The organism is Bradyrhizobium ferriligni (genome assembly GCF_056837965.1).
Genome location: NZ_JBXEJO010000006.1, coordinates 84,193 through 108,861, shown reverse-complemented (window position 1 = coordinate 108,861; position 24,669 = coordinate 84,193). Strand labels below are relative to the sequence as shown.

At 58.9% G+C, this 24,669-nt stretch carries 18 protein-coding genes and 2 pseudogenes; 9 read left to right on the top strand and 11 right to left on the bottom strand.

The features are described from left to right. Window positions 1-114: 114 nt before the first annotated feature. Both AC1VNY_RS05125 and AC1VNY_RS05120 read right to left on the bottom strand, forming a co-directional pair. Entirely contained in the window at window positions 115-789 is a 675-nt protein-coding gene (locus tag AC1VNY_RS05125; protein WP_482404368.1) for a hypothetical protein, read from the bottom strand. Window positions 790-1,826: 1,037 nt separating this feature from the next. Continuing rightward, window positions 1,827-2,030: a hypothetical protein gene (locus AC1VNY_RS05120; RefSeq protein ID WP_482404367.1), complete on the bottom strand. Its 204-nt coding sequence runs from the start codon at window positions 2,028-2,030 to the stop codon at window positions 1,827-1,829. Between the two features lie 1,459 nt (window positions 2,031-3,489). Between AC1VNY_RS05120 and AC1VNY_RS05115 the strand changes: the two are divergent. The 4 genes and pseudogenes from AC1VNY_RS05115 to AC1VNY_RS05100 form a co-directional block, all read left to right on the top strand. Then, window positions 3,490-3,746: pseudogene (locus AC1VNY_RS05115) on the top strand (aminoglycoside phosphotransferase); the annotation flags it as partial. A gap of 305 nt (window positions 3,747-4,051) precedes the next feature. Further along, complete coding sequence (locus tag AC1VNY_RS05110) at window positions 4,052-4,612, top strand: calcium-binding protein (RefSeq protein ID WP_482404366.1); 561 nt, start codon at window positions 4,052-4,054, stop codon at window positions 4,610-4,612. A gap of 480 nt (window positions 4,613-5,092) precedes the next feature. After that, on the top strand, window positions 5,093-5,932 hold the full coding sequence (locus AC1VNY_RS05105; RefSeq protein WP_240536970.1) for a glycoside hydrolase family 12 protein: 840 nt from the start codon (window positions 5,093-5,095) through the stop codon (window positions 5,930-5,932). Between the two features lie 1,045 nt (window positions 5,933-6,977). Next, entirely contained in the window at window positions 6,978-7,991 is a 1,014-nt protein-coding gene (locus tag AC1VNY_RS05100) for a hypothetical protein (RefSeq protein WP_482404365.1), read from the top strand. A gap of 219 nt (window positions 7,992-8,210) precedes the next feature. Here AC1VNY_RS05100 and AC1VNY_RS05095 read toward each other — a convergent pair whose 3' ends face one another. Continuing rightward, entirely contained in the window at window positions 8,211-8,483 is a 273-nt protein-coding gene (locus tag AC1VNY_RS05095; protein WP_482404364.1) for a hypothetical protein, read from the bottom strand. Between the two features lie 244 nt (window positions 8,484-8,727). Beyond that, a pseudogene (locus AC1VNY_RS05090) lies at window positions 8,728-9,069 on the bottom strand (HipA domain-containing protein); the annotation flags it as partial. A 167-nt stretch (window positions 9,070-9,236) separates the two neighbouring features. On the opposite strand from AC1VNY_RS05090, the gene AC1VNY_RS05085 reads away from it, so the two are divergent. Further along, window positions 9,237-9,446, top strand: coding sequence for a hypothetical protein (locus tag AC1VNY_RS05085; protein ID WP_482404413.1), 210 nt, complete (start codon window positions 9,237-9,239; stop codon window positions 9,444-9,446). Here the strand turns inward: AC1VNY_RS05085 and AC1VNY_RS05080 are convergent. Further along, window positions 9,439-9,810 (bottom strand): recombinase zinc ribbon domain-containing protein, encoded by a 372-nt coding sequence (locus tag AC1VNY_RS05080; protein ID WP_482404363.1) that lies wholly within the window; start codon window positions 9,808-9,810, stop codon window positions 9,439-9,441. The genes AC1VNY_RS05085 and AC1VNY_RS05080 overlap by 8 nt on opposite strands. A gap of 293 nt (window positions 9,811-10,103) precedes the next feature. Here AC1VNY_RS05080 and AC1VNY_RS05075 point away from each other — a divergent pair, with 293 nt between their 5' ends. Continuing rightward, window positions 10,104-11,213: a Fic family protein gene (locus tag AC1VNY_RS05075; RefSeq protein WP_482404362.1), complete on the top strand. Its 1,110-nt coding sequence runs from the start codon at window positions 10,104-10,106 to the stop codon at window positions 11,211-11,213. Window positions 11,214-11,443: 230 nt separating this feature from the next. Beyond that, entirely contained in the window at window positions 11,444-11,713 is a 270-nt protein-coding gene (locus tag AC1VNY_RS05070) for a hypothetical protein (protein WP_482404361.1), read from the top strand. 629 nt (window positions 11,714-12,342) lie between these two features. Here the strand turns inward: AC1VNY_RS05070 and AC1VNY_RS05065 are convergent. The 3 genes from AC1VNY_RS05065 to AC1VNY_RS05055 form a co-directional block, all read right to left on the bottom strand. After that, window positions 12,343-14,814, bottom strand: coding sequence for an NEL-type E3 ubiquitin ligase domain-containing protein (locus AC1VNY_RS05065; protein WP_482404360.1), 2,472 nt, complete (start codon window positions 14,812-14,814; stop codon window positions 12,343-12,345). Window positions 14,815-15,531: 717 nt separating this feature from the next. Beyond that, on the bottom strand, window positions 15,532-16,569 hold the full coding sequence (locus AC1VNY_RS05060; protein WP_482404359.1) for a nucleotidyl transferase AbiEii/AbiGii toxin family protein: 1,038 nt from the start codon (window positions 16,567-16,569) through the stop codon (window positions 15,532-15,534). Continuing rightward, entirely contained in the window at window positions 16,566-17,744 is a 1,179-nt protein-coding gene (locus AC1VNY_RS05055) for a type IV toxin-antitoxin system AbiEi family antitoxin domain-containing protein (protein ID WP_482404358.1), read from the bottom strand. Before AC1VNY_RS05055 ends, AC1VNY_RS05060 begins: the two co-directional genes overlap by 4 nt. On the opposite strand from AC1VNY_RS05055, the gene AC1VNY_RS05050 reads away from it, so the two are divergent. Then, window positions 17,731-18,087, top strand: coding sequence for a hypothetical protein (locus AC1VNY_RS05050; RefSeq protein WP_482404357.1), 357 nt, complete (start codon window positions 17,731-17,733; stop codon window positions 18,085-18,087). The genes AC1VNY_RS05055 and AC1VNY_RS05050 overlap by 14 nt on opposite strands. A 414-nt stretch (window positions 18,088-18,501) precedes the next feature. On the opposite strand, the gene AC1VNY_RS05045 is transcribed toward AC1VNY_RS05050, so the two are convergent. The 3 genes from AC1VNY_RS05045 to AC1VNY_RS05035 all read right to left on the bottom strand — a co-directional run bounded on the left by AC1VNY_RS05045 (window position 18,502) and on the right by AC1VNY_RS05035 (window position 21,580). After that, entirely contained in the window at window positions 18,502-18,915 is a 414-nt protein-coding gene (locus AC1VNY_RS05045) for a hypothetical protein (protein ID WP_482404356.1), read from the bottom strand. A 610-nt stretch (window positions 18,916-19,525) separates the two neighbouring features. Next, complete coding sequence (locus AC1VNY_RS05040; protein ID WP_018270149.1) at window positions 19,526-19,732, bottom strand: cold-shock protein; 207 nt, start codon at window positions 19,730-19,732, stop codon at window positions 19,526-19,528. A 219-nt stretch (window positions 19,733-19,951) separates the two neighbouring features. After that, window positions 19,952-21,580 carry an acyltransferase family protein gene (locus AC1VNY_RS05035; protein WP_482404355.1) on the bottom strand — a complete coding sequence of 543 codons (1,629 nt, stop codon included), beginning with the start codon at window positions 21,578-21,580 and terminating at the stop codon, window positions 19,952-19,954. A gap of 828 nt (window positions 21,581-22,408) precedes the next feature. Between AC1VNY_RS05035 and AC1VNY_RS05030 the strand changes: the two genes are divergently transcribed. Then, on the top strand, window positions 22,409-24,649 hold the full coding sequence (locus AC1VNY_RS05030; protein ID WP_482404354.1) for a tetratricopeptide repeat protein: 2,241 nt from the start codon (window positions 22,409-22,411) through the stop codon (window positions 24,647-24,649). Window positions 24,650-24,669 lie beyond the last annotated feature (20 nt).

The following is a 24,669-nucleotide window of genomic DNA, read 5'->3' as shown; positions in this document are numbered from 1 at the left end:
GGTCCTGCCGACCGGGAAGCGGCCGGGCATGTCGCGGGAGTGCGCTCTGCCGCGAGTTTCCGGCTACTCGATCGCTCCGCCAAGGCTCTCCACCGCGACCCGGAAGACCGTCGTTCATGCCTGGTGCGACATTGCCTCGATAAGGTTGATCGGGGGGTGCGGCATGAAGGGGCGCCGCGGGCGTGCCCTCGAAGCGACGCCAGCCTGGCGCTTCACCGCGCCAATTGGAGGCAAATTGCGATTGCAAGGCAAGCCCCTCACCTTGCGGTGTTCCGGCGGCTCGATCGGCACGCCACGGCCCGCGGTCCGAACGTGACGAGCTTGCATCCGGATGCGGTGCGCCACGGTGACCTTTCCGATTTCGCTCAGGTCCTCGACGGTCGGCGGACGTCGCGGGCAGCTCCTCGAGGCGCCATCCTTGCGCGCCGCTGCCCTGGCCGAAACCGGCTTCGATATGCGAATGCCGCGGCTCTCTCGGGAAGCCGCCAGCGGCTTGATCGCCGTGCCAGGACCTGCCTGAGAAACGCGAAGGGCCAGCATCGCCATCAGGAGCTGCGCCATCGCCTCTGTGAAATCGGTCAGGGCCCGCACCAATATTGTGTGATGGCATATCATCGATGCGCAAGGCCGGCATTTCGCCAGGGCGCGCGAAGCGGCCTTCGACAGTCGGGGCACGGGCGCCTTCTCGCGCGCCTTCCCGCGCGCGATCAGCACGCCAGCGTTCGCCTGCCGGACGTGCGCCGTCTGCGTTGCCTTCTGCCGTGCCATGGCGGGAATCAAATCGCTCACGGAGCGAGCCATCAGGTGCCAGAAAGGGCCTGTTGTTGAAGCTCCAACCGGGCGCCCCGCCACCTCGATCCGAATCGCCGACCCTATACGGCCCGCGCAAGACAATTTGCGAGCTTTCGTCTGGTCGATTGGCACGCCATGGCTCGTCTGCCGAACGCGCGGACGCTGCGCCCGCATTTTGTGCGGGCTCGCGGAATTGATCCGGCCTCCAGGAATCCGGAGCACGCGCGCTCGGCGCGGATCCATCGTCAACGCGCGACCTTCCTGCGACATTCCCCCTGCCGGACCAGCGCCCTTCCTCCCGGAGCGCGCGCCCTGACGAGGCTTGCGCCTGCGGATCATCGAACGAGGATCTTGCACCGGTACGCAGCGCGCCGGCGCCGGAGGAAGAGCGGAGATTCTGATTGCCTCCGGTCGCGGTGTGCAGCGCCTGCACCAACATCCGATGACCAGCTGAAGTTGGACGGACAGGCCGCTCCGGCACACCAGCGCAGGTACGGCGCTCGTCACCAGAGAAGGACGCGGGCCGATCGTCAGGCTCGGAGCGAATTTGATTTACGACCGAGCTGAATGATTGACGCCCTTCACCTTGGCCAGCAGCCGTTTCAACGCGAGCACTATCGGCATTGTCGCCCGCGGTGCGGCCAGCCTCTGAATTGAACGATTTGCTGCCCTCATCAATGCCTCGCATAAACTTTCATCTCCGATCTAGGTGGGACAGCATGACCCATCCGCCACAAACTGGCTCTCCGACGCGGACACTCGCCACGAACGGCGGGGTGAGGTCGATACCAAGTTCCGCTGACGGAAAGCTGACGTGAACTGACCATGAGAACTGACCATGAAAGTGGATTTGTCAGCTCACATGGGAGGCAGACAGATGTCGACGGCGACCGGTGCGAAGTGCCAGCCGCCAGCATTTTCTACTAGGGCGTTGCACTCATGGTCCTAAACACCGCAGATCGTTCCCAAAACGAAGGGCCCCCGCCGGATACGAGGGCCCTTACAGAACTTGGAGGAGGAGACGTCTCCAAGCCCTATGTCGGCGACTGTAAGCCTGAAGACGATACCCATTGATCAATGTCAGCTGCGATCTCCGCCGTCCGCGCACGCTTCAGCAGCTGGTCGCGCGCGATGCCGGGCGGAAGCCGCGCTGCCTTGTGGAAGATATCGTCGGCAAACGCATTGAGCCGGTCCTGAAGCGATGTGGTTTGCTTTGCTCTATTTCTGGTTTTCTTCATAACGCGCTCCGTATTTTCTCGGGAGCGCTGAGGCTCACCTTTGCGATGAGCGTATGAAGTTATAATGAACGTTTCCACAACCTAGGTTAGGACCGCGATAATCCTTTGAGCGAACTCGCGCGAAGAAGACTTCGAAGGTCATGTGCGCGGCATTCGATTTCCGCCTGTAAAAGCAGGCTCGACCCACGTTCCTTGGGTTTTTTGAGCGGCTTACTCAATTTACTTTTTGGGCTAATGACACTGTCCAGTGCCTTGCGAATCTTGCTCGACGTCGTCCGATACCCACCGGTCCCGACCTCAGTTCTTTGCTCCTCCTGTTTTCCGAGGTACAACGCGGCAACAACCCGGCGTTTGATAAATCCGATAACCGGAAAATCGTCCGCCGGACAGTCTTCTCCTTCAGCCAGGCTTCGTTGCGGTCGGAGCGGTACCGGACGTCCATCTTCTATGAAGCGAAGTTGATGGGGCGAAGTTGGGGTAGCAGCGAACCTGCTTTTTCTGAGAGGGGTGTCCGGTGCGCGCCGTCGTGAATGCGGCCGCCAGGATGTAGTGCTCCTGTGATAGTTTACCGACCGGGCGCCCCTGAATCCGTTCTCAGAGGCTACTTTCATAATCATGGCCGCGGGCGATCGAGCAAAGCGCGTCCGCCGTCTGACGGCGCGGCATTTCGCCACGTGCGGTTGCAATCGCTCAGGGCACTGCTCGAAGCTCGATTGCTCCGGGTGCATAGCGTAGCACGTCCGTGAAACGTGTGGACCATCCAACGGATTTGTCGCTTCATCCAAAGCCGTCAGTTTGCGGTCGCTTTGCAGTCCAAGGTACCAGTCTAGCCGATTTAGCTGTCGAGAAGTTGACGCGCTCCCTACTGCTAGGTGCGGCTCATTGAAACGGGCGCAGCATGACGAACGACATCAAAACAATCGAACAATAAAAGCAACGGCATCTCGCTCGTCGATGATCTAGAATTGCAGCGCTTCCAGTGCTGCCGCTACATGGATTCGGTGCGCTGATGGTGGGAAGCGCACTCAAATTGGTACGCCGTATCGACGCCGAGGTTACAACTGACATCACTGATCCAGGCGACGCCTAGTCGAACGAATATTTTGTTTCAGCCGCTGCGCGATATGAGGCGCAGACTGACGTGCTTGCCCTGATTTTTGGTGTGATGGGCCGTTAGGGTACCGGAGCCATTCAAGGCCCGATCGGGATTTTGCATGGGCGCCGATTGCCCGCGCCGCATGGGATGGGTGACACGAGCCGACCAATCCTCGACGGTTGGAAAGGCGATTTGCAGTCGCCGCTATTGAAAGCCGGCTTCGCACATGGCTCGAGGATTACTTGCCGCTGGCCATTGAGAGGATCGGCCGCCTTGGGAGCCGGATCAACTGGTGCTCAAGGGTGGTGACGACGGCGATACCCCGCTTATGTGCGAAGATTCGGCGGCGTGGGCCAGATATACCGGGCCGCATGGGCGCGGCTCGTCAGACGTCAGACCTGCGTCTTTAGCGGCGGTCCGACCCGTGCAACATCGGCATCACCGCAGATCTGGTCGCGCTGACCGGGATAAGATCGCATGTCGACGTCCCCGATCTCGACCTGGTGGCTGCCCCACAGCGCCGCCGGTCTCGACGACGGCGCGCATGACATCGCCGCGCAAGCATCGGCCGCGCGGAAGCTCCCGCCTACTGGAACCGCGAATTTGCAACCAAGCAATAGTCCAGTCTGCCACGTGGAGGGAACAGCGCCCAAGCATGAACTTGGTCAAGTTTGCGCTCCTGTCATTGCCTGCTTGCCAATAGTGCCGGCCTGCGTGATCAAGCCTTCGCCGCTTGCCCAGCTACGACCGGTGTTGTCCTATACACTTGCCTGGACCGACCTCGCGACTTCGCGTACCAATTTTGTCCATGCGGGATCAAAAGTGTGAGCCGCTGGGCTTTCGAAACCATTTGCACAACGGCTCGCCATTGGACGACGCGTTGCAATGGCCTAGCCAAGTCAGGTTTCCGTCAGATCCGATGTGTATGACCATCAACGCGAGCCCGATCACTTCCGCGACGGCTCGCCTGGCAAACACGACACAGGAAAATGACATGGCTGTATTCCGCGGCGCGAACACCAACGATCACATAGTTGGGACTGCTGATAGGGACTTCATTCAGGGTCGGGGCGGGAACGATTTGATCTCCAGTGGTGGGGGCGATGATGAACTGGAAGGCAATCAGGGAGCCGACACAATCCATGGTGGTGCAGGCGACGATTTTCTGTACGGCGGTCAGGGCAACGATGTTCTGTTCGGCAATCAGGGCAACGACAACTTCATGTTCACGAGTGGGAATGGCAAGGATTCCGTGATCGACTTCACGGTGGGGGATAGACTGAATATCGAGGACGGGATCAATCACACCGGTATTCATACGCTTGCCGATCTTGCCAGTCACATCAAGGCGGCTGGCCCTGATACCACGGTCGTTGATCTCGGAGAGGGCAATTCAATCACGCTCTCACATGTGAATGCCGACGATGTTCAGCATCACCCGGACAATTATTTCTCAATCATGCATATCACTGATCAGCCCATCTGATCCTCGCGGCTGTTCTTGTCGGCCGAACATGCCGCACGGGCACGGCGATCGCGTTGGCACACCATCCTGCCGGCGACGACCGCCGTCACCCTCGGCAGACGGTCAAACATTTCCCGATGAGCAGAGACATGGTGGCTACCCCACTTCGATTAATCCCTTTCAGTCGAATGAAGACCGACGAATGATAGAGGTGTCGCCGCTATTGAAATTGGAGGCAGCCGCCAAATTCGTAAACTCCGGCAAGCGAGCTCCCACTCCTTATTGGACGTTGTTCGAACAAGGCTGGTCATCCAATGGAGCGTTCTTTCTGTCTCAGCCTGGCGGCTGGTATCCGAGAGGGAAAACCGGGACGGAGTTCACTTTTTCGTCTCAAGCTCGTCAGCTTCTCGAAAGCCAACCTTCCTAGCATTCGAGCCTAGCTATCGACGCCGCCTGCGACTGAACTGGCCACGAATCCTGCGGATACGTGCTCGGCGGGGTATGCAGGAAACTTTGTTCTCAAAACAGATAGGAGACGCTTTGGAGATCAATCGGATAAGTGGTGCGGGCTCGCCAGGGTCCACAACGGGAAACGTCCAAACGCAGGCGGATCATGACCGATTTAGGCAGGTCGTGAATGAAGCCAAGTCGTCATCAGCTGTCGCACCAGGGTCGGCGAAAGCTCCGATTTGGAGGTCGAGCGCTCCATACGGAAGCTTTTCACGCGGTGACTACTCTTGGAACAACGACGTATGGGGGACGGGCGCTGGGCCTCAGACGATTTCAGTGAGAGCCGTCAACCAGTGGGACGTGTGGTCGAACCAGCCTAACACTCCTGGCATCAAAAGCTATCCGCACGAGACTTTCAACGTCGGAAAGCCGCTCAGCTCCATCAAGAGTTTGACCTCGAGCTTCAGCCAGCAAGTGCCTGGCGGCGGCGCTTGGGACACCGCCTATGATATTTGGGACAGCTCAAACGAGCACGAGATAATGCTCTGGACAAACTACACCGGAAATCCCGACGGTGGCGGCAACGTTAAGCCAATTTCGTATCATTACGCCCCTTCCGGGGCCGCGATTCCAGTCTACAGAAATGTCAACATAGGTGGAGCGACTTGGAACGTGTTTGAAGGCTTCAATGGTCACAAGGTCATCTCACTGCTACCCACCTCGAAGACCAACAACGGCACGGTGGACATCAAGAGTGCCCTGGAGTGGATCAAGTCGAAGGGCTACTTTGGCGACATCAAGGTTGGTAGCGTCCAATACGGTGTCGAGATTACTTCTTCACCAGGAGGAATGAACTTCAATTTCAACAACTGGGCGGTGACTTCGAAGTGAATATCCACAGGGTGAGCTGGCCTGCAGTCACGCCATTGAGCCGCGCCGACTGACGGGCTCAGCTTGCCGCTTACTGTTGAAAGGTCCGACTCCAGTGACACAGCGACCAGAGACCGCACCGCTTGAAGGCACTTACAAAAGAAGAGCCGCTTGCGTTGCCGCAAGCGACCCAAGTCTAGGGAGGAACGCCCAAGGAGGGCAGCGATAGCGGGGCGCTACCGCGCATCCTGAAAATAAGACCATCGTATCGGCGGCTCAATTGAACGTAGGGAAAGGTCGGGCATCTAATGGGGGCATGGAACGATACGAAGGTATATGGTGCCCGCTGGTGAAGCCGACCACTTCCGCACTAGGCGTGGGCTGTCATTTCCGATGCATCACATCGAGCAATGGCAAGAACTTGGTCACCGAGCTGTGGCTGACTTGCCTTGCATTATTCAAACTACATCGGTGAGAAATTCGCGATGAACTTGCCCCCGGACTTAATCCCGTTGCCTCCCGCAGGACAGCCAAGCCCGAGGCTATGCTTATCCTCGTCGGTCAAAGAGCTTGCTGGACGACTGGCGTGGAATGATGCCATCGGGAGGTGACGACCAACCGATTCCTAACCGGGGCCGCCTCCTTCACCTGGGCCATAGCAACATGGACCCATAGTCCCCGAGCCCGCCGCCAGATCGGGCCCTCGTCGAGATCAAGCCGATTGTACATCCATCGGAGATCAACTCGCTTCAGGCCCCAGCGCGACCGCAAGGTGTTTCTTGCCAAGCCGGGCGGCCCAAGCAGCAGCACGTTTCGTCGTCGGCGGCGGTCAATTGGCTGTCGTTTGATTGACAGAGCTTGACAATAGCGAGAGTGCCCTCCTCCCGAGCGTCGACCGCAATTACGTCATCGTGTTCAACGGAGGCAAATTTCTTGACGCTGGTTCGATCTGTAAATCGACGTCACACCGATGACAATCGGGAGGGGAAAAGCGGTATAGAAACACGCACGGCGAGTCATTGCCCCGAAAATGGGACATCTGATACGGAACGACGAGAGACGACAAGTGAATGATCACGTAGGTTTCCAGAGTTACTTGCATAGTGACCCCGCCGACCTGTTGCCCGATGAGGGCGCTCGGCATCGTTTTGAGGCGATCGTGGATCGTGCAGCGGATGCGCGCTCAACGTGGTTGCCGGTTGAGGAGCAGATGCGCGCAACTCGTGCAGAGCTTCATCGCGTCGAGACCCACCGCCAACGGCTGATATTGGCCCGCAGCGCCGACCGTCGCAGCGCGGACAAGGAGGACAAGCAAATCCGTGACCTCGACAAGCAAGCCAGCGAACTGACCGAAAAGTTGCGTCGCCTCATCGCTCGAGAGGCGACCGCTGCTGCCCGCATGCGTAACTGCGAGATCCTGGCATCCCGCTGCCGGGCCTTTCTGGCTCACGGTGGCCAGCCGTCGCGCGCGCGCCTTGCCTCCGTCTCTCCAATCGCGCTGTCGGAGATTCTAGAGCGAGGCGAACGGATCATTGACGCGCTCGAGCGTCTGCGCCTGCACATCCGGGAGCTCGAAGCCGACGCCCACCAGATCCGCAGTGCGCCATTTCCCAGTGAGGCGAAGAAGCGAGACGCCGCGGCGCTGATCGCAGGCCTGGCGGAACGTGGGGCGCCATCTATCTCGGCCATGATTGATGACAACACCAGCGAGATCGGATGGCCTTACACCCTCCAGGAACACAATCTGATTGCTGTCGTCCCCGATGCGAACACGCGGGTTGTGGGCACCGCATCTGGGCAGGTTCCCGATGTGATTGGGCTGCTTTGTTGGGCCCTTCGTGACACTCTGACCGAAAAGGTGAACGAGCTGATCGACATGAACAGCGACGATGCCGCCGCGCTCTCCGCGGATGAGCGTGAAAAGCAGCTGGCCCAAATCGAAGCCGACAAACTGATGACCGAACGCAAAGAGGCCGCCCTGGTACAGGCCGCGCAGGCTGCGGGCGAGGCCGTTGAACACCGCCACGACATCAGCGCTCTGGCCGCGCTCCAGCTCGGGCTGGTCACGCAGTCACGATGAGGTCTGCGACTGCCCTCGGCAGGCATCCCGGCTGCTCGCGGCAGTCCCTCTCGGCGCAATCGTCTCCACGACCAACATCCCGACCACCTGCTTTCATTCCGAAAGTGACGGCAGAAATGGCGCTCTGCTGCGCCAGGAGAACGAAGGGCTGCGCATGGAGCGAGACATTTTAAGAAGGTGATTGCGATTTTTGCCGGAAGCCGGACATGATCTTCCGCTTTATCGAGGACCATCGCGGCGCCTATCGATCTCAGCCCGGCGCCCTTCGTCTGCGTTGACGACCTTGCCTTTGGCGATCCCGGCCTTGATGAAAGCGGCGGCCTGCCTCTCGGAACCGAACACGGGCGGGACCGAATTGCCGCCGCGCCCGCGGATGGCAACCTTGCCCTTGCCGTTCTGACTACGGGTAAAGCGGCGGTCAACGCGATCCTCTTGAGGTTGGCGGGCTTCACGTCGCCGAAATAGCGAGCCGCCTACTGGGATGGCCTGCATGAACGCTCCGACATGCGCCGGATCAATCATCAGGAGGCGTACAGCCTCGACGGCGCTTGCACAATCAGGCTGGGGAGTATTTCAGCCGCCGCCGTCCACCTCAGCAATCTTACCTTCGCCGCCCATGATATCGGCCCACGGATAGCCTTGAAGGCCGTCTCGGCTTCCGCGTCAGTCATGCGGAAACACCTGAGCTAAGCTCAGGGTCCTAATTGTCGCGGCGAGTGGCTGCCGGCCAAAGATCCTGAGCGAAATCTTCGATGTGAATTCGGGTACCTTTGGGTCCACGGTTGAAACGCTTCACCAGCAAGACCTTGCCGGTCGACAATGTGTTGAATTCTTCGGGAATTCCTTCGAAATCGGATTTTTCGACAAGCTCGCGTTCCGGCACGTCCATTCCGAGGATTTCGGACAGCGCCAGAAAGGCGAACTCGTTTTCCGACAATCCGACAAGATTGGGCGAAGGGAATTTTCCGATGTACTGACCTTGCTCGTCGCCGATGGGCAAACTCAGTCCGCCACCCCTGCCCGTATTTTTCATCACGGAGGTCTTCATCTGAACTCCCGCCAAGGAAAACCGCACTTTGATCTCACGTGGATTGTCTGGAACGGCGAGGAAAGCAGACATCCTGCGTTGAGGGGTCAGAAATCGCAAGGATTTGCCAACCATGGATGCTTTCAGGGCCGGCCGCTAACCAATCGAAAATCGATCCGCCTCATGTTCGCGCTGTAAGCTGAATGGGCAAATCAAACATGACAGGATCGGCAATTCTGGAAAACGTGCGTCGCTACCGCGCAATAGCTTCGCTGTGCCGTCAAGCCGCAGCATTCCGCCCACTCCAGCGAGTCTCATTGCTGACGCAGGCCGACGAATGGGAGCAGAGAGCGGTAAGTGAGATCGAAGAATACTTTGATGCCCAAGACTCTCCGATACTCGCTCAGCCCTCAGACAACGTCAATTGAGCGAGAGCTTAGTTAAGAAAGCGCATACGCTTGGCCCACCCCTACCCTTCAAGACAAGGCCGGACTGCTGATGAAGCCCCGCAACGATCCACTGATGGACCTTCTCCGAAAAATGCGGCCGGCCCATCAGTTCGGGGAATCTCGCGGCGATGACCTCCGTACGAACATAGGACTCGCTGCGTTTACCCTTGTAGCCGGTGCAGTGATAATAGATGTATCGCCCCTTGTGGATCTCACCGACGAAGGCACAGCCGCAGTATCCGCAATTCATAAGCCCTGAGAAGGGAAAGTCTCTTGGACCGCGCCGAAGCTTGGTGGCATTGCGCTTGTCCAAGACAGCCCGAACCCGCTCGCGAGGTTTCATCGTTCATGAAAATCCCGTGGATTTTATTGCGGCGCCTCGTTGACGACGGGAATGACCCAACTCAACCTAAGACTGCCTGATAAGACCTCCATCCACCAATGTGGAACAAAATCGTTCCATTTGAGTGTTTGTGGAGCGATGACTTGCCAAGGATCATCTTATAGGTTCACGCGCAAGCCATTGATTTTATTGATATTGCGGAGAATATTACCCCTATTCTCCGCACCTTATACGTAGAATATTATTGCGTTTGCGAGGAATAAGGTGCATATTCTCCGCATGAGGTGCGGTGAATGACGACTTATATCCACGAACTGAAAGACTGGCCGAAATTTACCTGGAATAGCTCAAAGCTGGCCCAGAAGCTGGGAGCTGTCCGTCACCGGCAGGGTCGTCTCACCGGTCGCATGGAAGAGCTCGGCTTTCGGCTGCGAACCGAAGCCAATCTTGAGGCCCTTACCGAGGAAGTCACCAAGTCGAGCGAGATCGAGGGCGAGGTTCTGAGCCGCGATCAGGTGCGATCATCGCTGGCACGCCGCCTGGGTGTCGATATCGGCGCCTTGACGCCCGTCGAGCGCAATGTCGAGGGCATCGTTGAGATGATGCTGGACGCCACCGGCAGATATGACGCTCCCCTCACCTCTGACCGTCTCTTTGGCTGGCATGCCGCCTTGTTTCCGACGGGCCGCAGCGGCATGACGAAGATCGCCGTCGGGAACTGGCCCACGGAGGACACGGGGCCGATGCAGGTTGTCTCGGGGCCAATCGGACGCGAGCGCGTTCACTATGAAGCTCCCAAAGCTGGTTTGCTTCCTGACGAGATGAAAGCCTTCATCGGCTGGTTCAACGGTACGCAGGACATCGATCCAGTTATCAAGGCTGCCATGGCGCATCTATGGTTCGTTACCATCCATCCGTTCGAAGATGGCAATGGTCGTATCGCCCGCGCGATTTCCGAGATGGCGCTGGCGCGGTCAGAGAACAGTTCACAGCGCTTCTACAGCATGTCAGCGCAGATCCGGCAGGAGCGGAACGCCTATTACGATATCCTCGAAGCCACGCAGAAAGGCGATCTCGACATCACGGTATGGCTGGAGTGGTTTCTGGACTGCCTTGACCGGGCCTTTGATCGCGCCGACACCATCCTCGCCTCGGTTCTACGGAAAGCCCACTTCTGGAAGAAGCAAGCGAACCAGAAATTTAACGACCGACAGCGGGCGATGATTGAGCGTTTGTTCGAGGGCTTTGAAGGCAAGCTCACATCTTCGAAATGGGCACAGCTTACCAAATCATCGCAGGATACGGCCCTGCGGGACATCGATGATCTCGTCGCCAGGGGCGTTTTGGCGAAAGACGCGGCCGGCGGGCGTAGTACGAGCTATTCATTGATTGACGAAGTCTGAACACATCAGCGACCTAAGAGGATATTCATGGCGGCCTGAAAGGCGGAAACGCCAGCACCCGAGCTGAGATGGCCGAGCTCTTGTCCGCTAGCAAGAAGTTCCAATGAACGCATACGCGAAACCCTCGCAGTCCGCGCCAAATTAAAGCCCGTTGATTTTTTCGCCTATTTGAGACCCCGGTTTGGTCAACCGAACAGAACTTTCTACGCAAAGATGACAGCGATAACATCATGCACTGGGATTTTCAGCTGAGGGCGGAGAATGCAGACGTTTACATTTGCGGCCATCTCCGAGAAGTTCATTTGATTGTCTCGGAGAAATTGACCGACGAGAAGTGGAGTATCGGCGCGATCAAAGCTGATTTCAGTCGCGTTGCAAAAGAAAAATCAGCAATCTTCAGAGCTTCGAAAAATACATTCTGTTCCAAAACAAATACGCCCGCGATAGCTAACCTCTGTGTCGATCTTCATGCGAGCATTTCGGACGCCCCGGCCCAGTAGACGTAATTTATCCGAGCAAAGCCGAAGCGAGTTTGGAAGAGACAAAGAAGTTGGCCGACGAACGATCCAAGCGGATCGAAAAGCTTTTTGGCGATTGTCTGAAGCTGCGGCTCCTGATGCCGATTATGGCCGGAGACCGCAACGATTAAATGCGTTTGAAGCGGAATGAGCTGAGCTAGCGGTCAAGAAGGCCTTTTGCGCGTTGGCAATCGGTGACGAAATCGCGATCGCTTCAGCATTCGTGGTACATGCTTGTCCCGCAACCGTTGTTCGCGTGCCGCCGCAACTGCCCCGACGGGGCACTTTTCTCCTCGATCTCGTCAGCTTTAACCAGGAAGTCTGACGAAATGCTGACAAGCGCTATGTTGTTGATCAGGAGTCCGATCGCGGTTGTGAGTAGACGAAATATTCGGTCGCTTGCCAAATCTCGAGTCCTTTCCATTTGGGGTCATATCTGGCGGCGAAGAAAATTCGATCCTTGTGCGCCATTCGCTCGTTGATGCAGCGATGGAAACCACACTGGTCTCTCTCGGGAGCCGCGCGGTCGGTGCGCCGGCATCCGAAAACATCATGACGTAGCGAGGGGCGGGTGGAAACAAGATCGAGCCCCTCGCAATTGGATGGCCGCATCACAGTTCAAGCCCGCGGTCCCCAAGCACCTGGCGCATCAGTGCGCCCTTGATCTCGCGGGCGATCTCCTCGCGGATCTGGGCTCCGAGCTGCACCTCGGCCTCGCTGTCTCCGGTTAGGTGATGATCTGCGAGCCGTTGCTCAAGGCGGCTCGGAAATTCCTCGTCCATCGCCTCCCTGAGCCGGACCTGCATCTGTGCATGGGCTTCGGGGGCGATCCGGCTCACCACCATCTCCCAAGGTTGCCAGTGAGTTGCCAGATAGTCGGCGAACCCCGCCTCCTCTTGATTGCGCACCTGCGTCTCGGCTGCGGTGAGATCGTGCTCAGTGACGTAGGAGACTTCATAGAACCGCATGTCCGGCGCGATGAGCTGCAGGTCCAGCCGATCACGTAGCTTGACCTGATAGGCGAGATAGACCTCGATCTCGTCGACGAACCGGAGCGAGTTGACCTTCTGACGGGCGATCGAATCGAGCGCATTCAGGCGGAACAGGACCCGCGCCTGCTGGATGAGTTCACCGAGCCGATCGTCATAGGTGCCATCCTCGACATCAGCCTTCAGACGTGCGGTCTGCATGCCGTTCCAGGTCAGGGTGATGCGATCCTGGCAGGTCTCGCTCGCCCCGAAAGCCAGCTGAAAAAACCGCTGGCGCAATGGCGGCCTGATCGCTGCCTGCCGCAGATCTTCGGCCACCGCCTGTCGGAACTCGGGATTGTCATAATTCACAGTCTTCTGCAGCTTGTCGAGGAAGAGCGCGTATGCCGGGGCACCCGCCTCGTCGGCGAAGTTCTGCCAGGCGGCGATCGCCTCCGGCTCGCCCTTCAACCAGTCCGCTACCGCCTCGGCTAGTGGCCGTTCCTGATCCACCGCCGTTCCCCCGCCCATCGAGAAGAAGACCCGCGGGCCAGCATAGTGCGGGGCATTCAGAGCTCCCGCCAAATTCGTCCGCACCTGCTCGGGCAGCGGATTGTCATCCACATAAACCATGCACCCAGAACCTAGCTGGGTTAGCAGGGTCTCCGGCAAGCCGATCAACCGGTTGTCGCGTGCCTCGAGCACCTGAAGCTCGGCCGGGAGGGTCTCGGGCAGGCTCGTCAGCCTGTTGCCGCTGACGTGAAGTCTCTGGAGCTCGGGCGGGAGTGTCTCGGGCAGACTATTCAGGTGGTTATCGCGGGCGAAGAGTAACTGAAGCTCGGCGGGCAGAGTGTCGGGCAGGCTCGCCAGCCTGTTGCCATCGGCTTCGAGCTCCTGGAGGTCGGGCGGGAGGGTATCAGGCAGGCTGGTCAGCCGGTTGCCGCCGACGGCAAGCAACTGAAGTCCGCTCGGGAGGGCGTCGGGCAGGCTGGTCAGCAGGTTGCCGCGGACATCGAGGTCCTGGAGCCCGACCGGCAGGGTGTCGGGCAAGCTGGTCAGCCGGTTGCTGCTGACGGCGAGTGTCGAAAGACCCTCCGGGAGGGTGTCGGGCAGCCCGGTCAGCTGGTTGCTGCCGATGACGAGTGACTGGAGTCCCGTCGGGAGGGCGTCGGGCAGGCGAGTCAATCGGTTGTTGCTGGCGCCGAGCGTCCGAAGTCCAGACGGGAGAGTGTCAGGCAAGTGCACCAGCTCGTTGTCGCTCACGTTGAGCGATTGGAGCCCGGGCGGAAGGGTGTCGGGCAATGTCGTCAGGCCTAAGTATTGCAGCTCCAGCCCTGCATAGACGTCGCCAGCTTCGCCCCAGGCTCTTATTCGTCTTACCGCCTCTTGCCGATCCTCGCCTTCCGCCTGCCGCTCATCGCAGGCCCATTTGTCCAAGATCTGGTCGAGCCGCGATTCCCTGAGGACGGAGCCTTCGAAGTCCGCCGCGCCGTCTGCAGGGCCAGAGGCCCGTGTGTCATGCAATGCTTCGGTCCACTGCGCTGCGGCCGGGGTGAGCCGGCGGCCTCCTGTTGAGGTATTGGCGTCACCTGGCAGGGGCTGTCGGCCGAGGATTGCTGCCCCGAGATTTTGCTGCCAAGGATTTGCGGGGGTCGTTGCCCACTCCGGCGCTACGTCACCGGCCTCCGCCCACGAATGCTCCGCCTGGCCGACACTATGCGTCGGCCAATCGGCAGCCGCATCCATGCCGTGCCAATAATCCGGCAGACTGAAACTGCCGACTGGCAACTGGCCACCGCGATCCGCGGCCGCAAAGAGCACATGGTGGTGATGGCCCCCTTGTTCCAAGCGGCCTGGCGGATCTGAGGCCAACTGCGAAGTGCCTTCTCCGACGCGCCGCTCATGCGGCATTCTCAAATGATCCGTATCTCTGTTCGACACAACGTCCGCGTCGCCGAGCCTATTTGAACTGGAGGGCGGGCGCCCGTGCGGATGCAACTCGTTCAGGTGATGCGGAAACCCCGCTTGGTCCGCCTGCTGCTCTTCCAGCCCATAATAGTACGCCCGATCGACATCTGGGGCCTCGAATGGGCTGAGGTTGTTGAACGGATCCATCCCATCTCCTTTGACAGATATTAGCTAACGCCGAAGCTGGACAAACACGTTCTCGCTACGAGGCTTAGCTTTCGAGAAGCTGACGAGGAATCAGAATGAGCGTAACTGTCCTGCGGGACGCTTAGCGCTTGATTGCCCGCGCTGGAGTTCGACATGCCGATGCCGGACCATGTCGGCACTTCGAGAAGTAGATTTCTGAGGCTCTCTCAAGAACGTCCGCGCTTGTGGGCGCCGGCAACGCCGAAGACAGCTGGTGGCGATCTCATGGTCAATTCCGTCTAAGCTGAAGCTAGTCTAATGCGCCGCGATCATGACGCCCGCCGGTCAACGCCACACAGGTCTGCAAGACTTGTGAGGGACAGTCGCCGCTGGGCGGGTTATCCGCGCGAGACGCAGGAGATGGTGTTCGACGCCGACGACAGGGCGTTCGCCTGTTCAAGGGCACCGGCGGCCAGCGCGCCCATGTCCCGGATCATCATCGCGCAGACTGTATTCATGCGCTCGCGTCCGTCGCGGCTCCTTTGCGCCTTCGTCCGCTCAAGCATGCAAGTGCGGGCATTCCTTCACTGCGTTACGGCCGCGTCGCGGTGCATCTCTTGCCCCAGCGGAGCGCGGTGACGCCTTCCTCGGCGGTGCCCCAGAGGATGTCGGCGTCTGCCTGCACTTCCTTGGACTAGGTGGGTTCGGGACTGCCAACGGAGACTGAGTTGAATGTCCTCAATCACATCGTGGAGACGGTGGTGGCTTGACGTTCGCGTCTCGAACTCGTCGGTCAGATGCCGGGCTTCCGGCCGAGGTGCTGCGAGACATGTTGAGCTTTCCACCGGAGCGCGGGAAAGGCCTCGATGCGTTTTCTACATCGTCGTTCGCAGGAAGCGTATCGACCTCGATGCTTGCGCGATCGTAGAGCGCGTCGAGGAAGGCCAGCTCTCCGTCATCGTGCTTGAAGAGCGGCGCCAGTTTTTCTTGACATTCCGCTAGAATTCGGTCGCACCATTTCTTCGGGCCGCCCTCCGCGTCAAACATGCCGTTCTTGACTACGGACAGCAGCTTGTTGTTCAGGTCGTTGAGATCGTATTTGTAGTCCTTCAGCGACACCGTGCGCCAATCCAGATCCCTGGAAGCGGCGCCGATCACAAGCGCTCCGACCTTAACTTGCGCCCAATCGATGTTTTCGTTCTGCAGCAGCCTCCAGGCGTCGTACAGATCGCGCGATGCCCGCCGGGCCACCAGGGCGACGATCTTGCCGGCGGCGATTTCGTGGAGGTCGACCACGCCGACGTTCTTCGCTTCGTAGTCGCCGAGCTTTGCGGAATTCATTCTGTCCCAGCCGAAGAACGGCGTCCGGAAGAGATAGTTCACGTCCACTTCCAGCGTGCCCGGGCGCTGATAGGCCGAGACGTACCTAAAGCGCCATTTGCCGCCGGCGTGTTCACCGGAAGGATCGCGGCCGATTTCGTACCCCTTGCTCTGCAGGAGCGCGGGAAGGCGCGTGTTGATGATCTTGGAATCCCGCAGCATGGCTTCCCTATCCGCGGCGCCGACGTAGTTCAGATCGATGTCGACGGAAAGCCGGTCGAGTGCGAGATAGAATAAGTTGAGCGCGGTGCCGCCTTTGAGTGCGAGCAGCTTCCCGAGCTCGCGGTCATTCGCGATCTGGTGGAGCACGTCGATCAACCGGATGACGCGCTCGACCGAGGCCGGTTGGAACGAAACGTCGGTGGCAATCTTTTCGAGGCGTTCGACCGAGATCACGGCATCATCTCCGGTGACATCCCTTCGAAGGACGGGTTGAGGAAATCCGGAGGCAGGACGACGTTCCAGCCTTCCATCGCATGGCCTCGGGCGTTGCTTCCCAACGCAGGTCTTGGTGCCGGCGGGGCGGCACGCTTCAGTTCGTCTAATACCTGCGTGTCGACGAAGAGATCGTCTTTCCGGCTCTCAAGCCAGGCACCGCACACGCCGACGAGCGTCTGGTTGTCGCGACCGAGCGCGAACTTCGCGAATTTGCCAACGTCGAACGCTTTGAGGCTGTGGAGCGCGTTCGCGAGTTCCTCGACGCCGCCGGTCAGGTCCGGGCGCTCGATGCAGTCGACGAGCGTTCGCTCGACGCCGGTCGCGATAACGTCGAGACCGCGGCGGTCCATCGTGATCGTGCCGGACATTTCCTCGGAGCGACGGCGCAGCGAGGCGGGTTGCGCGACGAACCTGACGGGACCAACGAGCGTTTTTATTTCGCCCGGGCGACCTCCGCTGAGGAGTTGGGTCTGAGAGCTTTCCGAATAGGCGAGCCCGTGCAGTTCGAGTGCGGTGTGGTACGCGACGACACCATCGTCGCGTATGCGCGATGCGACCAGAATCCGGTCGGGATGGAAGTTCGCCGGATCCAGGTGCGGCGGGACGGAGGCATACACACCCGGCGCGACATGGCGTATTCGTCCGGAGGCGGCGTGGTACTTAAGCAATGAGTCCGACGACGAGAGCGGCTGGCCGGGAGATACGGTTTTACGGAACTCGGTCCGGGTGAAGACCGGATGTGAGGACAGAAACCTTTCAACTTTCCCTTTCGGTCCCACCATCTCGATGCGCTCCTTGGGGTATATTATACCCCAAAAAATACGCTCCGCAAAAGATAATAAGTTCAATGCGTACAATAGGGTATATAATACCCCAAAAACTACAACAAACACGAGTGCCGAGCTACCCGATCGCGAGGCCCTCGTCCGCCCCTCCGATCCGATGGGCGGCAATCGGGCAACAAAACCGGCGCCATCATGCGCCGCCGGCATTACCCAATGCCGCTGCGGCCGCTCAACGGTCGCCGACTGAAAAGCTTTCGGATTCTTGAACACCCCGCCTAGTAACGATGGGTACCGGGACGTCGCCTTCTGACGATCTCTCGCGTAAATATCGTCGATGACGATCGACATCGATATGGGCTTCTTTGCGCCCGAAGGCTCGATGATCGGCAGCACCCAAAGCTGGCTAGATCTGATGGGGCGACCTCTCGGGCGGCCACCGCAAACGAGCAACACAGGTCCCGGCGCCGGCGCGGGTGGTCGCTCCGTATTGTTTCACGGTTGCCTCGCAGCGTGCCGAAATGCCGTCCAGCATCGCATCGAGCACCGGTTCCTTCAGTTCGCCGGCCCGCGCTTCCTTCACGACGCGCTCAGCGCGTCCGGTATCTTCTCGGCGAGCGCGACCAACGCGATGTTTAATAGGGCTCGCGAAGTCGGGCACTTGCGCTGCGAAGTGCCCGTTGAGCAGGTGTAAGGACTGCGGCAACCTCATATTTGGCTCACCGTCTTGGTAAGTCGGTTATCGCTGATGACACGGGAGTTCCGCCCTACATGCCAGCAGGTCAGCGCGATCTCGGTCTGCTCTTTCTGGCTGACCAACGCGCCGTTCGTAATTGGCGGCCAACTGCAACAAGCGCTTTTTGATGAACGGGTCAGCTTGCCCAGCAAGTTCCCGCACGGTTCGCGCCCTCTCTCTGCAAAACTCGTCGTCCATAGTACCCCACCGAAACTGCCTTCCGGATAATGCCCGTGAAGAAGTGGGACTGCATATGACCCAGGTTACACTGCAAGATATTCTCCGCAGTTTTGATCGACGCTGCGCGAGATCGATAGCATTTTTGCCAAGGTCAGCTGCCGTGCGCGCCTCGCACCTGGTCGGGCTCCCGCTTCATGCTGTACGTCGATTGAATCCAGCTTTCCTGCGGCGTCGCCGCGGCCTCTGACGGCGACTGCGGGGGGTAAGTGATTTTGCCGCATCTGTGACCGCTTGCGCAGCGACTTCGCTGCGCGAGGGGTCGATCGTTGATCGAGGCGGCTCTCTTTGATCGGCGGCGGCCCTTTCGAGCGCAGAGAGGAATTGCCGGCCGTCTTCCGTAATTTCCCAGCCGAACGCATCGCGAAAGACAAACTTCGCCGAAAAGATATTCAGGTCCGGCGCATGTTGGGCCAACCGCTTCATGCGATCGGTCCAGTCACGGCCGCTGTTCATCAGGATCTCCACGGCGCGTCGGACTTCGGCAACAGAAGCTCGCCCGCCAGGCTGGCCGGCCAATACTTTCAGGACGGTCAGCTGGAAGGACACTTGCCGTGTCTCCGATGGCTGTGTGTGTGCAGTTCCCCTGCAATGGATCAATGTCAGGGGCGGATCGTCAACAGCACGACGCCGTTAACCTCAACTATATTGGCTATTCCCGCGGGGCCAGCTCCTGGGATTTGACCTCGCCCTCGCTCAAGCTAATGCACGACTTTTCATCGAGGGCCGGTACGTCAGCGTAGCAGGACGGACCCGCAGCCGGAGCGCTGCGCGCCCATCGTCCATAACGGACGAACTCCACTGTGGGAGCTCCTCCATACGCTACAGCATCGCCCTTCGATCGTGAGCGCCGGTCGGCGCATCGTGACTTCGGGCGATACATGCACCTCTCGACCCGTCGGGCACGGGCGTACGGTTCGGACCGTTCATCGCTACCGACGATTTCCCGCCACGCTCACACCTGCACGAGGAAAATCTGGAACTGCCCTGGCATTGGCGATCGACGGCTTGAATTAAGCCTTCAGGCAGTATTGCAGCATAGCCTTGGCTGGAAACGACAGTCGTACGGCAAGCGTCCGGCGCACCGATGACGAGACATCGCCAGACGCAGGTACGAGAACACGCCTAGCAGGCAGAAGCTTCCCGGAGGCGAACTGGATCAGCCAACCCTAAGATCCTCGGCAGACATCTTGCCCGAGCGCCCGGCCTTGAGCTGGTAACTTACCCGGGCTCCCTCTTCGAGGGTGGTGTAACCGGCCTTTTCGACGGCGCTGATGTGCACGAAGACATCGGCACTTCCGTCCTCCGGCCGAATAAAGCCATAACCTTTGGTCGAATTGAACCACTTCACAATACCCATTGCCACGGCGGCATCTCCATAAGTGAACCGTTGTGATCTAGCGAAGAGTCTCGCAGCCATCAAGGTGGACAAAGAGACATTGGTTCGCTGCGCCCGTCACGCCCGCGACCTCTTTGTCGTATTGCCTACGCGGCCCGAACGCTCTGCGCGGCCGGCAGCAGGACCTAATGCTGAAGCCAGTTCGCCTCAGGGCTTCGCAATCCAAATGACGTCTGAACCTTCGGCTCATTCATCGCGCGTGACCGCGTTACAGGAGAGTTGTAGACCGGAGATCATGGCACGCTCATCCGCAGCCGAGCTGAAGCGAATGGTCCGGTCGCCCTTGCAGAACCAGGCTGCCGTAAACTGCTTCGCACAACCCGGAGCAGGATCACCAATCCGCGCCATGCCGGCATTGAAGGTGCATGCGTCCTTGCCGTTACAGGCTGCTGCAACCGCACCCGTGGCGTTGCCACGCGCCGAAATCCAGCGGCAATTGCCGCCATAAGTGGCAGAAACGACCGAAATCCCTGATTGCGTGACGGCGTCCCCCGCCGCATCGCGCAGCGCATACGTTGCGGCCGCACCGACGAGAGTGGCAAGGCCAACACTTCCCAATCTTACCAGGCGCCTGCGCTGTTCTGGCGAGGCCGCCTGATAGCAGCTGCGAATTCGTCTTCGGGCCGGCACCTCCAAGCCGAAATGCAGCAGGATCGCGACGCAGGTGGCCAGAGTGAAAGCAAGCGCGAGCGCACCGAGATGGCCAAGCAGTTGGCCTGCGGTTTCCCAACGCACCGCCGGAAAACGCTGGTAGATGATGATGTGTACAAGGTAGAGCGCAAAGCTGGCCTCTCCGAGGACGACAAGCCACCTTGCCGACAACAGCCGTCCTGCACTGCTGACCGGCTGAGCCGCCGCAACAAGGATGAGCGCCACCGGTGCCGCCAGAGCGATATTGTTGCGTGCAATATCGAACAGGCTCATGGTCGCCCCAAACGGCGTCTTGTGGGCGGTAAACCAGAACACCCAGCCTATCGCGCCGACACCAACGATTGCGGCGATATCGAGCAGAGCTCGAGATGGTCTGAAATCCTCGGCCAGCCACGCTTCATGGAGCTTCGCCAAGCAACAGCCGAGCACGAATTCCCATAACCTGCAGAACGGCGAAAAATAGACGAGCCAGAGGATGAGCGTGTTCTTCCAGTTCGGCAGAGCCGCATCTGTTCCATAGGCGTGAAGCGCAAACAGATTGATGCGGTCCTGAAGCATAAGCACCGCAAGGTCGATGCCAAGCTCGATTGTGACTGCGCCAATCGCGCATAAGATCGCCGCAGGAACTGTTCTGATCCGCGCAAGTAACGGGCAAACGAACGGAAAAACCAGATAGAAGAACCATTCGGTGCTAACTGACCATGAGACGATGCCGATCTCCTCGTACTGCCAGACGGGGGCAACACCAGCTACATTTGCGAAGAACCAGGTTTGAATCATCCCGAGTTGAAATGGGACAATGTGCCACGAAAATCCCTCGGCTGCCGGCTCAGTTCCGAGAAGCCATGGCCAGACCATCGGTCCAGTCAGGAGTTCAACGAGAAAGAGAACAACAAACAGAGGATAGATTCGCGCTGTGCGCGCCACGAGAAATTCCGGGATCGCCTTGCGCGGACTACCGGCAATCGAGCTGCCATAGTTATATTGAATGACAAAGCCGCTCAGCGTGAAGAAGACGGACATTCCGAGCAGGCCCAGCGTCCCGATAGTGACATCGAGTGCAAGACTGGTACCCTCCAGGAACAGGCTTCCACCGTGAGACAATGCCACCGCTGCTGCCGCGACAAACCGGATGCCGGTCAGCGCGGGTATCGGCTTAACCATCGATGTCGCTCGTCATTTGCGCGATGGGTACAAAGTTTGGCGATCGATGGCACAAGGGCAGTCTGCTGGAAGAGAACGCAATAGAAGCAAGGAGGGCCGATCGCATCGCGCGAGCGTACGTGCCATGCGAGCAGCCGGATTCCGTCGGTAGCTCAAATCTGATCAGAGCGACCGCAGCACCTTATTGGCAAGCCCGCTAACGCTAAAACTCTGCCTTCTGGTAGGATGCCCCCGGATTCGAAGCTCATATTCCGGTCCGCCCGGCCTGGCGCGAGGCACGTCCTTTGACCGCACCGCCATACTCGCCGAACCCGCACATTCGCTTCCTAAAATGACGGGCCGTTGCCGGCCGATTTGCTCGCTGTGCGAGGCGGAGGTTATGGCGCCGAAGGTGCCCGACGCAAGTCCAGGTCGGAGCAGAGCAAGGAACCGCATTGGCGACGCACGACAAAGCCCAGCTCCAGTTACAGCGGATCCAAGCGCCAGATCGGGTCCTTTGGTAGCGCCGGTCTGAGCCGCGCTTTCATTTTCTTTGACAGCGACGGTCAAGGAATCTCGCTGCGGATTGGTGCAGCAACTCATTATTCTTTTCCTGCACGACTGGCCGCGCTTTCGCTTGGCCTAGCGTGCCAGAGAAGGAAAGGAAACGTGATGACAAAGAAGATCGCTGAGATCAAGACCACCATCCGCACCACCACTCCGTACACGGGTACGCTTTAGGGTTGGTTCGACGGATGCCTTGAATGCATCTAGCTGACGAGAGCATAGCGGCATCGGAGGGTGGTCGTTGCGACCACCCTCCTTTGTGAGACGTTTCTTGAGAGTAAGATGGTTGATTTGATTCAGCAGCGCATCGCTCCGGCCATTTTGTCATCCGTCGAGATCAATCCGATCACGATCTTGAAGACGGAGCCCGGCATGGCACCGGTGCCGACGATCAAATCGGCACTCGCCAGCTCTAGCTCCGACCTATCCGTCGCTGACGGCGACTGGCGGACCGGCGGCTATCTTGCCGGCCTGCAAGAGCTGATCGACGCCGAACTGAGGTGGGCCGATGAGAATAGGCCAAAACTGGTTGAGGCGGCACAGCAATCCTTGAAGCGGCTGTTTCCTCTCATGGTCAGCGACGCCTTTACCGTGCCGAAGGATCTCACCAATACCTCAAGTAAAGAAGAGCGTACACGCTTCTATCATCATGAGTATCAAAATAAGCTCCTGGTTGGATTAGCCGAATTCCTGATCAGGTGTGCCCAGGAGCGCAACGAGCGTCACATCATCATTGTCGATCGCGCGGCTGCCCTGTCCGCCCCGGCGAAGAACCTGATCAAGCTGCTCGTCAGGCTGGACGACGATGCGCGCTTGTTTCGCTTTGTCCTGATCGACTACGACCAACGCCTCTATTTCCAGGACGCCAGTGAAGTTCATTTCGGCAGATTTAGCTTACAGGAACTGGCGCCGATCCTGGATCGGGATGTCGCTGCGGAGAAGCAGCGGCAGATCCATGAAGCAAGTGGCGGAAATCCGCTGATTGCGGAGGCTTTAAGCACATGCGTAGCGGCCGGATTGCCGGTCATCGGCTACCTCGACCCCCTCGCGATCGTGGACCTTTATCTCGCCAGCCTCGACACCGGGGAACGGCACAGGCTTCTCAAATCGTACATTGAATCCGACTGCACGACGCCTGATCTTATCGCGCAACGAAACTATGCAACCTTCGACCAGCTGACCGCAGATCATCTGCACGAGCAATCGCACCGCGCTTGCCTCGACCTCTATCTGGCGGGCGCGGCGCCGCTCGTCATGCTGCATGCGCTATCGATACGGGACAAATACAAGCGCCTGGCACTGCTTGTAGAACCGAGTCAGATCCTGCAAATCATCGGCCTGTATGATCTCTGGTTTGGCTACTTCGGTGAAATTTTCGCCGATCCTGCGCTCCCCACCTTTGGCCCGGGAGATGCTCCGGCAGACGCTGCCTTCATCAACGCGGCTTTTGTGCTGTATTCGCTCGGCTGCGGCCGGGTGTCGGTTCCCTATCTGGATGAATTCTACGAAGCATTCCCGAAGAGCCGATACACGCCAACGGTTCTCTATGCCCAATCAATGACGTATGGACGCTATCAGCAGCCGGTCAATCTGACGGTCGCCGAAGAGTACGCGCTGCGAAATCTGGAGACCATCGAACGTGATTTCAAGGATCACGACAAGTACGATTATATCAAGGTGTTTGCAGAGAATGCATATGCCTATATCAAGGCCAAGCAGAAGAAGTATGACGAAGCCCTCACCCTTTGTGCGGAAGGCCATGGCAAGATGCTTAAGGCCTATGGCGAGGAACGTTTCAAGCTTCACCAGTCGATTCTGATCTACAACACCAGCCAGGTCTACGAACTCGTCGACGATCTTCCTCGGGCAGAAAAGCAGCTGCGTGAGGCCATTGCCTACGATCCCTATTACGGCGAGTATCACAATGACCTGGGGAACCTGCTTTCGAAAGTACCCGGAAGGGAAGCTGAGGCTCTACAGGCCTATGCGCGCGCCATTGAGCTTTGTCCCCCCTATTACGAAGCCCATCTGAACAGGGCCGCACTTCGCAACAGAATGGGATATGCCGTAGGCGCCCTGGCCGATCTCGATAGAACGCTTCTCATCAAGCCGAACGAATGGCGAGCTCACTTCCAGAAGGGCAACATCTTGATGCGGCAAGACAGGCCGGAAGCTGCTCTGGAGTCCTATTCTGCGGCAGCCGATATCGATTCCAAGAATCCAGATTTACAGAGCAACCTCGGCCTTGCCTATTCCGAGCTCGGTAAGGGGAGCGAGAGCATCGCGCATTATCTCCGAGCCCTTGAACTCAATCCTCGGCATGCACTCACGCACAACAATCTCGCCATCGAGTACTTCAACGAGGGGCGGCCGGACATATCACTGAACCACGCCACGGTCGCCGTCGAGATTGGGGGAGATCCAGACTACCTCCTCACTCGAGAGCACATCCAGGCGAGCCTACAAGCTGACCTAGCTTCGCGGCGGGACCGAGCTTCTGCGTCTTCCGCCGAGCCCTCATGAGGTGCGGCTTATGGATTCCT